We start from the raw sequence: 11,493 nt of genomic DNA, 5'->3' as shown, positions 1-11,493 counted from the left end.
ATGATCTCGCACCTCGATAACTGTACGTAAGATCAGTATAGTTCGTGGTAACTGACTGCTAATCATGGGTAATCAGGTTTTCTTTTGTAAAAGCGTAAATATCTGATCTTGCCCATTCTGGCTCAACCGTGTTTTCTGTACTCTTGCGTAATTGCATATCAACATTAATGAGACTTGAAACTAACTTGGCGCCAAATTGATAGCCTTTTTCACTCCAACAAGAGCTCCACCCATCATCAAGCTCAACCTCTTCTGTAAACTCCTCATTTTCGAGATCTATGTATGGCAAGAGTATTAAAGATCCACTTGATTTAGTTGTTATATAGGATGCAACTTCATTATTACCATGCTTGGTGTACAACAATGGCTTTGTTTGCTTACTATCCAGCGTGACTTTATATTCAGAAATAGAGGAGAAATCTTGCCAATACGTAGAGAGGAACTCAGCTCCTTGAGGAGCCAAGATCATTTCTTGTCCCTGTCTTGGCGTAACGGAAATATCTAAAGGTAAGCACTTATAGTTGTCGTAGGGAGAAACTATTCGTGTGGTTTTTTGGTTGCGCCCTGTTCCTGAGTATTGTCTTTGTCCAGTATCAATATAAAAGTCTCGATATTGCTCAAGAAAATAAAACACTGTTTTCCCGCAGTTGACTGCATCTAATATTTCTCGGCGCCAATGTTGAACTGCTTCTTTGAGTTGAAAAGATGTGCTCTCAGAAAGTGAAGGTTTACCTTGATAGTTATTCGAACTTCTATCTGAATATAAGAACTCAATAATGTCTTCACGAAACAGAATTACATCCCAGTCTAACAACGATGCTTTCGACCTAAAGCTTAGGGGGGTTACATCATTGTTGGCCAATTTAAAACCAACGGATACAATTTTTTTCTTTGCCAAAGCATCTACTCCTTAATTTATTGTAGCTTAAGAGTGATTAGATAACAGTTGGTATTAATAAGCACATTTTCTTCCTTCCATAAAATACAGGCTGTCTGCATTCTCGTTACGAAAATTCCTTTTATCTATTATTTTAGGCAAGCGACTGGTTCGGAATATGTTCACTCAATATCCTCTTCTGAATAAATATTTTACTATCGAGTAAAAATACACTTACAGCGCAGCAATGGAAAGCACCACCCAGTCTCAGCTTCTTGAATAACTCGGGAGTGTGATCAAGGTGACACACCATATGGCATCGTTGGCCAAGAAATAGGACTGCGGCGGGTCAGGAGGCTCACGGTTACCAAGAATTGGCGTGGATAAATAACCCGGGGCGTCGCAACGCCCCGGGTTATCGGTCGGTAGGGGAAGGTCAGGCGGGCTGGTGCAGGGTGATGCAGTGAATGCCGCCGCCACCTGCGGCCACCGGGTCAATGTTGATCTGCACGATTTCACGGCCGGGATAGAGGCGGGCCAGCAGTTCGTGGCAGTAGCTGTCGGCCGCCTTGTCGCCAAACTCGGGGGCGATCACCGCGCCATTGATCGGCAGATAGTTGATGTAGCCGGCGGCAAAATCCCGGCTACGGCTGAAACGGTTGTCCCGCCCATCCAGCGGTGGCGGCAGCACATGCAGCTCCAGCTTGTTGCCGTCCGCATCGGTGGCCTGCTTGAGGATGGTCAGGTGCTGGCGGGTCACCTCGTAGTCGTGGGACTGGGGGTCGTTGTCCAGATTGACCACCACCACCCCGGGGCGTACGAAGCGGGCGTAAAAGTCGACGTGGGCATCTGTGATGTCCTTGCCCTTGATCCCCGGCAGCCAGATGATTTTTCGCAGCCCCAGATTGGCCTTCAGCTCCACCTCCAGTTGCGTTTTGCTCACCCCCGGATTGCGGTTGTTGTTGAGCCAGCAGCTCTCGGTCAGGATGGCGGTGCCGTTGCCATCCACCTCGATGCCGCCCCCCTCGCCGGTCAGCTTGCTCCGCAGATAACGGACCTTGGCCTGCTGGCTGACCAGCTCGGCGACACCTGCATCCTGTTCGTGCTCCTGCTTGTCACCCCAGCCGTTGAAGTTGAAGTCCACCAGCCCCAGCTCCCCCTCCTCGTTCTGGACGAAGACGCCGCCGGTATCCCGCAGCCAGATGTCATCCAGCTCGGCGACGACAAAGCGGGTGTTCTGCTCGCCGCAGAGCTGGCGGGCCAGCGCCTGTTCGGCTTCGCGGCAGAGCACGTTCACCTGGGTATAAGGCACCATGGCCTGCACCAGCCGGCCTATGGTGGCCTGCACCGCCGGATAGTCGCTGCCCCAGATGGCCTCGCTGGCGGCAAACGCCACCCAGACCCGGGTCTGAAACGTCGACTCTTCCGGCATGTAGAAGCGGGCGTCTGCCGGGCTGGCGACGGTTGCGGCGGCCTTTGCCTTTGGCAGCGTACCCAGCCCGACCAAGGCGCCGAGGGCGGCCAGCTGTTTCAGAACATGGCGACGGGATGACATGAGATGACTCCTGTGAAAACGGGCTCGAACCTGAGCGTCCGGGCCCAACAAAAGGGGGATCAAAAACAAGCGCTGTTAATCGAATCACGCTGAGTAATAGACTATCTGCTGCATGGATGACGAACAAACGATCGATTTTCCGTAAAAGTGATAAGTGGAGCTAATCAATGGTGTTCAAGCAGTGGCCCCCGCTCAACGTGCTGCGGGGCTTTGAGGCGGCGGCCAGACTCGGCAGTTTTCATCAGGCGGCGCAGGAGCTGCACCTGACCCAGTCCGCCATCAGCCAGCAGATCCGCTCGCTGGAGGAGCTGCTGGGCCAGCCGCTGTTTCACCGGCAGGGGCGCTCGGTCACCCTCACCGATGCGGGGCAGGATCTGCTGGAGACCACCCAGAGCGTGCTGCTGCAGCTGGCGATGGGGATCCAGCGGCTGGAGCAGTATCGCAAGCCCAACCAGCTGGTGCTCAACACCAGCACCGCCCTCGCCCGCCACTGGCTGCTGCCGCGGCTGGGGGCGTTTCATCGCGCCCATCCCGAGGTCGACCTCTGGCTGTTCACCAGTGACGAAGAGCCCGACATGGCCGAACAGACCATCGATCTCGCCCTGCGCTGGGAGCTGGCTCCCCAGGCCGAGTGCCGCCACCAGCTGCTGCTGGCAGACCACCTGCTGCCGGTGGCGGCCCCCGCCGTGCTGGCGCTACCTGTGGCAGAGCGCACCACCCTGCACGGAGAGCGGGAGCTGGACTGGCACCACTGGACCCTCAAGGGTGGAGAGGATCTGCAGCTGCAGACCCGGGGGCTCAACTTCTCCGATCCCGGCCTCTTGCTGGACGCCGCCTGTCAGGGGCTCGGCATCGCCCTGGTGAGCGAGCGGCTCTCCCGTCCCGCTCGTCAGCAGGGGCAGCTGTTGCCGCTCTCCACCCACAGGGTCAAGGGGCCGCAGTGGCATCTGCTGGTGCATCAGGAGAGCGAGACCATGCCGGAGTGTCGCGCCTTCTGCCGCTGGCTTGAGTTGCAGTTTGCCGACCCCGCTCTCGCCGCGGATGGTTTGCCATCCCTCTGAGGCAGGTCACTGAATCGGGCCGGCAAGGGTGGTTAAATGGGCGTTCGTCTCTTTGCCGGATCTTGTCGTGACCATCCTGTCCGCCTCCATGCCGCCAGCCCGGGCCTGGCCTGACTATCTGCAAGCCTCCTGGCTGCGCTGCGCCCACCAGACCAGCGCCACCCTCTGGCATCCGCCCCACAGCGCCAAGGGGCAGACCTTGCAGAGCCTGCGCCAGCGCAAGCGCGACCTGCTCACCACTGGCGAGATGGCGCTCGAGGATCTCTACGAATTCATGGAGGGGCGCCCCTGCGCCCTGCTGCTCACCGACGAGAGCGGCTGCCTGCTGGCCCAGACCGGCCACCCCGACACCTTGCGCGAACTGGCAGCGCTGGGGTTTGGCCCCGGCGCCTTTTTCAGCGAGGGGCGGATCGGCACCAATGCCATCAACCTGGCGGCGCTGGAAGGGATGCCGCTCTGCATCAGCGGTACCCAGCACTTCAACCAGACCCTGCACCCCTGGCACTGCTGCGCCAGCCCGGTCTACAACAGCAACGGCCGTCAGGTCGCCATCATGGCGCTGACCTGCAAGGTGGAGGAGGCGAGCGCCGGCGATCTGGCGCTCACCGTCAGCGCCGGGCGCGAGCTGGCCCACCTGCTGCAGATGGAGACCCTGATGCAGGAGTCCCAGCACCACCTGAGCGAGCTCTACGCCCTGCTCGACGGCATGGATGACGGCGTGCTGGCCTGGGACTCGCAGGGTAGGCTGCGCTACCTCAACGCCCTGGCGGCCAGGCGACTGCGGCTCGACCCGGATCTCTGCCTCGGCCAACCGCTGGAACAGCACCTGCTGCTGCCCCAGCGGCTGCAGCTCGCCATCAAGGGGCAGACCACCCTGAGCCATGTGGAGGTAACGCTGGAGCGGGTGGGCGGGCAAGAGGCGGAGTTCATCAGTGCGCTGGTGAGCCTCAAGCCGCTGCCCGGGCCGGACGGCGTCAGCTTTATCGTGCTGCTGCACCCGGTCGATCGGCTGCGGGCCATCCATCAGCTACGGCAGACGGTACCCGAGCTGTCGGCGCTGGTGGGGGAGTCGAGCGCCATGCGCAAGCTGCTGCGCTACGCCCGGCAGGCGGCCCAAAGCCCGGGCCCCATCCTGCTGCGCGGCGAGGAGGAGGTGGGCAAGGCCCAGTTGGCGGAGGCGATCCACTTCGGCAGCGAGCAGGCCGCCGGCCCGCTCGTCACCCTCAACTGCCAGGCGCTGCCGAGCGAGCGGATGGCGCTGGAGCTGATGGGCTCTGACGAAGCGGGACAGGAGCGGGCCGGCAAGTTCGAACTGGCCCACGGCGGCACCCTGGTGCTGGAGCAGGTGGAGTGCCTCTCTGCCCCCATGCAGGCGGCCCTGCTGCAACTGCTCAAGACCGGCCGCCTCCAGCGCTTCGACTCGGCCCGTATTCTGCCGCTCAAGGTACGGATCATCGCTACCAGCAGCGCCGCGCTGGAGCAGAAGGTGCAGGAGGGGCACTTCGGCCGTCAGCTGCTCTATGCGCTGCAGGCGTGCGAGCTGTGGCTGCCGAGCCTGCGTGAGCGCACTGCCGATCTGCCCGGCCTCATCAGCCAGCAGCTCGGGGCGCAGGGGCGCGAGCCAGGGCGCCAGTTCAGTCCGGCGGCCCTCGACTGCCTGCTCGCCTACCCCTGGCCCGGCAACCTGGGGGAGCTGCGCAGTGCCATCGAGCATGCCCTGCTTCACTCCAGCCAATCGCAGATCCCGCCCGAGGCGCTACCGGCCGCCATTCGTCACGGCCATCAACTGGTGGCGGACGAGGTGGTGGGACAACCGCTGCTCACTCTGGCCGAGCTGGAGCGGCAAGCCATCCTGCGCTGTGCCCACGCCTGCAAGGGGCAGGTCAGTCAGATGGCCCAGCAACTGGGGATCGGCCGCACTACCCTCTGGCGACGGCTGAAACTGCTCGAGATCGATCCCGCCAACTATCACGGCTGACGGTTATTTAGGTCGTTGCGAACCGGCCCGCTGAACACAAAAAGGCCCCGCAGATGCGGGGCCGTTTTTATATGGCAAGGTCAGCCGTGGCGCGGTTACAGCCCCAGCTGGTGGGCGGTGACGATGGCCGCCAGCACATCCTCGGCGGTGACCTTGAACGGCATGTTGTGGATGGTCTCCCCTTCCGCGGTGGAGGCCTTGGCCACGTCCATCAGGCGCGCCATGTCCAGCTCCTTGACCCCCATCATATGCAGGTTGGTGGGCAGGCCGATCGAGCGGCAGAAACCCAGCACGGTTTCGATCTCCGCCATCGGCGCATTCTCCAGCACCAGCTGCACCAGGGTACCGAACGCCACTTTCTCACCGTGATAGAGGTGATGACACTCGGCCAGCTGGGTCAGGCCGTTGTGAACGGCGTGGGCGGCGGCCAGACCGCTGCTCTCGAAGCCGATACCGCTCAGATAGGTGTTGGCCTCGATGATGTTCTCCACCGCCTTGGTGCAGAGCCCCTGCTCCACCGCCAGCTTGGCCTTGTAACCATCGGCCAGCAGGGTCTTGTAGCAGAGCTCGGCGATGGCCTGCGCCGCCAGGGTTGAGGCGCCACCGGCCATGGTCTGGCAACCGGACACCTTGTTGGCGCGCGCCTCGAAGTAGGTGGAGAGCGCATCCCCCATGCCGGAGACCAGCAGCCGCACCGGGGCACGGGCGACCACGCCGGTGTCCATGATGACCATGTTGGGGTTGGTCGGGATCATCAGGTATTCGCTGAACTGCCCTTCCGGGGTGTAGATGACCGCCAGCGCACTGGTGGGAGCATCGGTGGAGGCGATGGTCGGCACTATGACCACCGGCACCTGCTGGTAGAAGGCGACCGACTTGGCGGTATCCAGCGTCTTGCCGCCACCGATGCCGATGATGACGTCAAACGGGGTCTGCTTGCAGCGAGCCAGCAGGCGGTCGATCTCGGGGCGGGAGCACTCGCCGTTGAAGCAGTCAAATTCGGGCTGGATGCCTGCCCCGTGGAAGCTGGTAGCCACGGTATCGCCAACCAGCTTGGTGACGAAGGCGTCGGCCAGGATCAGCGGCTTGGCGCCGAGCGCCTTGACGTAGTTGCCGATGTTGGCGAGGGCCCCGTTGCCTTGCACGTATTTGCTGGGGCTGATGATGATGCGGTCCATATTTTATCCCTCTCTCTAGTTCATAAGACATCTTTTGAAACTAACAGGGGCGAAGGGGCGGCAGTGCCGGGGACTCCTTCGTCTTGAATGGGGCTGCACCGGCTCAGTGAGCGAGTGCAGCACCTTGAAACAGTGGCGTCAGTCGCCGAAGCGCTCCGCAGCCAGCTGCTGGAAGCAGGCCAAGGCGGCCTCGGCATCCTCGCCGCGCGCCAGCAGGGTGAGCTGGTCACCCTGGCGCACGTTGAGCATGGTGAGCCGGGTCAGGCTGCGGGGGTTGGCCTCTTTATCCTCCTTTTGCAGCCTGAGTTCGGCGGCAAAAGGCTTGAGTACCGCCACCAGACGAGCGGCAGGGCGCACGTGCAGGCCATGGGGGTTATCCACCACCACCTCGCAGCGCAGCCAGCCGTCGTCGGGGGCAGGAGCGGCCTCGACATCCTGCGGATCCACCCTGCCCGGCAGCATCGCCTGTTTCGGGCCCAGCGCGCCGAGCGCCTCGGCGGCCACCTCATCCAGCGTCAGGCCGGAACCGGCCGCCACCACGGCGGCCAGAGTGCCCTCGACCAGCGGGGCGGGGCAGAGACGCACCCGAGCACTCAGCTGCGGGGGCAGCAGTTCGAGGGCAGTTTCGGCACTCAGGAGGGCGCTGCCCAAGTCCATCAGCACCAGCACGCCGCTGCCGTCGTCCGCTTCTTCAATCGCACTCATCACGGCGATGGCATCGGTGCCGATGGGGTGGTCGGGGTCATCGACCCCGGCCGCCAGCAGCAGGCGGGCCGAGCTACCCAGCTGGTCGGCCAGCGCTTTCAAACCGGCCGCCAGCATGGCGCTGTGAGAGACCACTACGATTCCGATCATGTCACAACCTCGCTCTGTCACGCAGGGCGGTCAGCAGCAGCAGGGTCGAGGTGGCCCCGGCATCCTGATGGCCGATGCTGCGCTCGCCAAGATAGCTGGCGCGCCCCTTGCGGGCCTGCATCTGGATGGTGGCCTCAGTACCGGCGGCAGCGGCCGCGACCGCCTTGTCCAGCGCCTCGGGCAGAGGCAAGCCTTGCTGCTCCGCCTGCTGCAGGGCGGCCAGGGCCGGCCACCAGGCGTCGCACATGGTCTTGTCACCCGGCTCGGCGCGACCGCGCGAGACGATCCCCTCCACCCCGTCGCTCAGCATCTTGCCGAGCTGGCCGAGGGTCAGGCTCTGGCAGGCATCGCTGCTGGCCGCGGCCCGAATGAAGAAGGTGCCGTAGAGCGGGCCGCTGGCGCCGCCGACCGAGGAGAGCAGGGTCATGCCGGTGGTTTTCAGCACCTGACCGATGTCTTTGTCCGCCACCGCCGGCAGCTTCTCGGCCACCTTGGTAAAGCCGCGCTGCATGTTGAGGCCGTGGTCGCCGTCGCCGATATCGGTATCCAGCGCCGTGAGGTAGTCACGCTGCTCGGTGAAGATGTGTTCGCAGTCGAGCAGCCAGTTGACGATCTGATGTTTGCTTAGCATGGGAATGAAGGCTCCTTAGCAGCCGTGACGCAGGGCCGGGGTGTGAACGGGGGCATCCCACAGGGTCATCAGCTCGTCATCCACCTTGAGCAGGGTAATGGAGATGCCGGTCATGTCGAGGGAGGTGCAGTAGGGGCCGATCAGGTTGCGCACCAGATGGATGCCCGCCTCTTCGCACAGGGTAGCGAGTCGACCATAGACGCCGTAGAGCTCGGAGATCGGGGTGCCGCCCAGGCTGTTGACCAGTGCGATGACCCGATCGCCCTTGTTGAACGGCTCGATGAAGGTGTGCTCCTCCTGCCAGCTGCCGGAGGCTCTGTCCCAGTGGCGCAGGGTACGGCCATAGGGAGTGTTGTCCGCCAGTTCATTGAACATGTCACCCACCAGGGTGTCGAGATTGGTGAAGGGACGGCGCGCTATGCCCGGCTCGCCATGGATGCCGACGCCGAACTCCATCTCGTTGTCCGCCAGGGTGAAGGAGGGTTTGCCGGCGGCCGGTACGGTACAGGCGTGGGTAGCGACGCCTATGGTACGACTCTGGTTGTTGATGCGGCGGGCCAGCGCCTCGCAGCGCGCCAGATCGTAACCCGCCTCGGCGGCGGCACCGACCAGCTTCTCGCACAGCACGGTCGTGGCGACACCACGACGACCAGCGGTATAGAGGCTGTCTTTGACCGCCACATCGTCATCGATCAGGGCAAAACCCACCTTGACCCCGTCACCGTGCAGCAGCTCGACCGCGGTTTCGAAGTTGAGCACATCGCCGGTGTAGTTCTTCACCAGAAATAGCACGCCGGCACCGCCGTCGACCGCCTGGCCGCACTCATACATCTGATCCGGGGTCGGCGAGGTAAAGATCTCGCCGGGGCAGGCACCATCCAGCATCCCCTTGCCCACCAGACCGCCGTGCATCGGCTCGTGGCCGCTGCCACCGCCGGAGACCAGCGCCACCTTGCCCATCACGGGGGAGTCGGCACGGGTGATGTAGTGTGGCTCGATACGGACCTTGAGCTCGGGGTGGGCGGCCGCCATCCCCATCAGTTGTTCACGGACCACGGCATCGACGGCATTGATCAGTTTCTTCATGGCTCACTCCTTGGCTTGCCACCGCACGGGTAGGCAGATGGTTGATGGAGCCAGTCTAACGACAGAAATCAGGATAAAAATAACCGGGAGTTTGGTTCGGATCTGAAACAACAGAAGGGTGGTCGGCGTTTCAATCTGAAACAGCGCGGAGCCAATATGAGGAAAACTGTTAGCCGTCTCACAGCCAACAAAAAGGGCCCCCGCAGGAGCCCTTCACGTAAACCGGGAGCCTTAGATAGCCCAACCACCGGCATAGAAAATCACCAGCGCCACGGCGATGATCACGGTGCCGATGTTGAGCTTCTTCCACTCGGCGGCAAACAGACGACCGACGACCAGCGCCACAAAGCCCAGCATGATGCCGGTCACGATGTTGCAGGTGAGCACGATAAAGACGGCGCACAGCATGCCGGAGAGCGCATCGACCGAGTCGTTGAAGTCCAGCTTGGTGACGTTGCCCAGCATCAGCAGACCGACGTACATCAGCGCCGGTGCGGTGGCGTAGGCCGGTACCAGATAGCTCAGCGGGGAGAGGAAGATCATCAGCAGGAACAGCACGCCGACCAGAGCAGCGGTCAGACCGGTCTTGCCACCGGCGGCGGTGCCGGCGGCAGACTCGATGTAGACGGCAGCCGGTGCACCACCGACGGCGCCCGCCACCATGCTGCTGACGGAGTCGGCAGTCAGTGCCTTGCCGCCGCTGATGATGTGGCCACGTTCGTTGATGAGGCCCGCCTGACCGGCCACCGCACGGATGGTGCCGGTGGCATCAAACACCGCGGTCATCACCAGCGCCAGTACGGTCGGGATCACCACCGGATTGAGGGCGCCCAGCAGATCCATGCTGCCAACCAGAGAGCCCTTCTCGCCAGTCAGGCTCGGCATGGCGAAGAAGCCCTGCCAGGTCACTTTCGGGTCGAACACAAGGCCGAGAATGGAGATGGCGATGATCACCATCAGGATGCCGCCCGGCACCTTGCGACGCTCCAGACCGAAGATGGCGGCCAGACCCAGCACCGTCATGATGACCGGGAAGGCGGTGACCTCACCCAGCTGTACCGGCAGACCGGCGCCTTCGTTCTTGATCACCATGCCGACGCCGTTGGTGGCGATCAGCAGCAGGAACAGCCCGATACCGATGCCGGTACCGTGGGCGATGCCGGAGGGCAGGTTGTCCAAGATCCACTGACGCACGCCGGTGACGCTGATCAGGGTGAACAGAACACCCATCAGGAAGATGGCGCCCAGCGCCACCGGGATGCTCAGCCCCTGCCCCAGCACCAGGCTGAAGGCGGTAAAGGCGGTGAGGGAGATGGCGCAACCGATGGCCATCGGCAGCTTGGCCCACAGACCCATCAGCAAAGAGCCGAAGGCGGCGATCAAGCAGGTGGCCACAAACACCGGCCCCTGTTCAAAACCGGCGGCGCCCAGCATGTTTGGCACCACTATGATGCTGTAAACCATGGCCAGGAAGGTGGTCAACCCGGCCAGCAACTCCTGGCGCACGCTGCTGCCGCGCGCAGAAATGGAAAAATAAGAGTCCAAAAAGCCGCCGTTCCCTGATTGGGCGGCCATATCTTGCTTTGCCATAACTTGTCCTGAAAGTGTGAAGGAAATCGTTTGCTTTCGTGGCGCGCAAAATAGCAAGAATTTGTCGGAATTGCAGCGAATTCCCTGACTTTTTCATCAAAATGGCCGTAATCGTTCTCGTTCGGACACGAATTTGCTTATCTGCCTGTCACGAATCTCACCTTTGCCTACCAGGCTCGCTCCTATACTGCAGAGAACCATTCGCACTGTCAGACGGGAGATACCCATGCACACGCGCAATCTGCTGAACGATATTCCCTCGCCACTACCTACCGAACTCTTTCAGGATCTGGTCAGCACCAACCACCTGCGGATCGAACGCATCCTCTCCCACGGCCATCAAACCGCCCCGGGTGAATGGTACGATCAGGACGAGCATGAGTGGATCCTGGTGGTACAGGGGGAAGCCAGCCTGCTGTTCATCGACCCGCAAACCCAGCAACAGCAGCTGGTACAACTGGGCCCGGGCGACCACATCAATATTCCCGCCCGCCAGAAACACCGGGTGGAATGGACCCATCCCGACATGACCACCGTCTGGCTCTGTGTGTTTTACTGAGTCGCGTGAGGAAAAAAGAGGCAGTTCGGGGAAATAAGTGCGGTGCCGGAAACGAAAAAAAGCCCAGTCGTTAGACTGGGCTTCTTAAGTAGTGGCGGAGCGGACGGGACTCGAACCCGCGAC

10 protein-coding genes are annotated in these 11,493 nt (G+C 61.7%); 3 read left to right on the top strand and 7 right to left on the bottom strand.

The genetic code is table 11. From position 1 onward, the window contains the following. Positions 1-58: 58 nt before the first annotated feature. Positions 59-898 carry a hypothetical protein gene (locus tag PG899_RS22870; protein ID WP_270697741.1) on the bottom strand — a complete coding sequence of 280 codons (840 nt, stop codon included), beginning with the start codon at positions 896-898 and terminating at the stop codon, positions 59-61. Between the two features lie 415 nt (positions 899-1,313). Next, positions 1,314-2,432 (bottom strand): agmatine deiminase family protein, encoded by a 1,119-nt coding sequence (locus tag PG899_RS22865; RefSeq protein ID WP_077096465.1) that lies wholly within the window; start codon positions 2,430-2,432, stop codon positions 1,314-1,316. Positions 2,433-2,599: 167 nt separating this feature from the next. Here PG899_RS22865 and PG899_RS22860 point away from each other — a divergent pair, with 167 nt between their 5' ends. Then, the gene (locus PG899_RS22860) at positions 2,600-3,493 is read left to right on the top strand and encodes a LysR family transcriptional regulator (RefSeq protein ID WP_077096464.1); all 894 of its coding nucleotides are present in this window, start codon (positions 2,600-2,602) and stop codon (positions 3,491-3,493) included. 67 nt (positions 3,494-3,560) lie between these two features. Next, positions 3,561-5,471, top strand: a complete 1,911-nt coding sequence (dhaR, locus tag PG899_RS22855; protein WP_179101438.1) for a dihydroxyacetone kinase operon transcriptional regulator DhaR — start codon at positions 3,561-3,563, stop codon at positions 5,469-5,471. Between the two features lie 95 nt (positions 5,472-5,566). Here the strand turns inward: dhaR and PG899_RS22850 are convergent, their stop codons facing one another. The 5 genes from PG899_RS22850 to PG899_RS22830 all read right to left on the bottom strand — a co-directional run bounded on the left by PG899_RS22850 (position 5,567) and on the right by PG899_RS22830 (position 10,811). Beyond that, positions 5,567-6,649, bottom strand: coding sequence for a glycerol dehydrogenase (locus tag PG899_RS22850; RefSeq protein ID WP_024946333.1), 1,083 nt, complete (start codon positions 6,647-6,649; stop codon positions 5,567-5,569). A gap of 138 nt (positions 6,650-6,787) precedes the next feature. Further along, the gene (gene dhaM / locus PG899_RS22845) at positions 6,788-7,504 is read right to left on the bottom strand and encodes a dihydroxyacetone kinase phosphoryl donor subunit DhaM (protein WP_077096463.1); all 717 of its coding nucleotides are present in this window, start codon (positions 7,502-7,504) and stop codon (positions 6,788-6,790) included. Between the two features lies 1 nt (position 7,505). Beyond that, positions 7,506-8,135, bottom strand: a complete 630-nt coding sequence (dhaL, locus tag PG899_RS22840; RefSeq protein WP_016352257.1) for a dihydroxyacetone kinase subunit DhaL — start codon at positions 8,133-8,135, stop codon at positions 7,506-7,508. A 15-nt stretch (positions 8,136-8,150) separates the two neighbouring features. Further along, the gene (gene dhaK, locus PG899_RS22835; protein ID WP_077096462.1) at positions 8,151-9,221 is read right to left on the bottom strand and encodes a dihydroxyacetone kinase subunit DhaK; all 1,071 of its coding nucleotides are present in this window, start codon (positions 9,219-9,221) and stop codon (positions 8,151-8,153) included. A 231-nt stretch (positions 9,222-9,452) separates the two neighbouring features. Continuing rightward, positions 9,453-10,811, bottom strand: a complete 1,359-nt coding sequence (locus PG899_RS22830; protein WP_016352259.1) for an NCS2 family permease — start codon at positions 10,809-10,811, stop codon at positions 9,453-9,455. A gap of 226 nt (positions 10,812-11,037) precedes the next feature. Here PG899_RS22830 and PG899_RS22825 point away from each other — a divergent pair, with 226 nt between their 5' ends. After that, positions 11,038-11,370 carry a cupin domain-containing protein gene (locus PG899_RS22825; protein WP_005306245.1) on the top strand — a complete coding sequence of 111 codons (333 nt, stop codon included), beginning with the start codon at positions 11,038-11,040 and terminating at the stop codon, positions 11,368-11,370. Positions 11,371-11,493: the final 123 nt, after the last annotated feature.

The sequence above is a fragment of the Aeromonas sp. QDB39 genome (assembly GCF_027707585.1).
GTDB classification, from domain to species: domain Bacteria; phylum Pseudomonadota; class Gammaproteobacteria; order Enterobacterales; family Aeromonadaceae; genus Aeromonas; species Aeromonas hydrophila.
The sequence above is the reverse complement of the archived record's forward strand: the minus strand, read 5'-3'. Positions and strand labels throughout refer to the sequence as shown.

Bases quoted from the DNA above. Each gene is read 5' to 3' on its own strand.
- PG899_RS22865 (WP_077096465.1), bottom strand. From the start codon at position 2,432: ATGTCATCCCGTCGCCATGTTCTGAAACAGCTGGCCGCCCTCGGCGCC.
- PG899_RS22860 (WP_077096464.1), top strand. From the start codon at position 2,600: ATGGTGTTCAAGCAGTGGCCCCCGCTCAACGTGCTGCGGGGCTTTGAG.
- PG899_RS22850 (WP_024946333.1), bottom strand. From the start codon at position 6,649: ATGGACCGCATCATCATCAGCCCCAGCAAATACGTGCAAGGCAACGGG.
- dhaM (WP_077096463.1), bottom strand. From the start codon at position 7,504: ATGATCGGAATCGTAGTGGTCTCTCACAGCGCCATGCTGGCGGCCGGT.
- dhaL (WP_016352257.1), bottom strand. From the start codon at position 8,135: ATGCTAAGCAAACATCAGATCGTCAACTGGCTGCTCGACTGCGAACAC.
- dhaK (WP_077096462.1), bottom strand. From the start codon at position 9,221: ATGAAGAAACTGATCAATGCCGTCGATGCCGTGGTCCGTGAACAACTG.
- PG899_RS22830 (WP_016352259.1), bottom strand. From the start codon at position 10,811: ATGGCAAAGCAAGATATGGCCGCCCAATCAGGGAACGGCGGCTTTTTG.
- PG899_RS22825 (WP_005306245.1), top strand. From the start codon at position 11,038: ATGCACACGCGCAATCTGCTGAACGATATTCCCTCGCCACTACCTACC.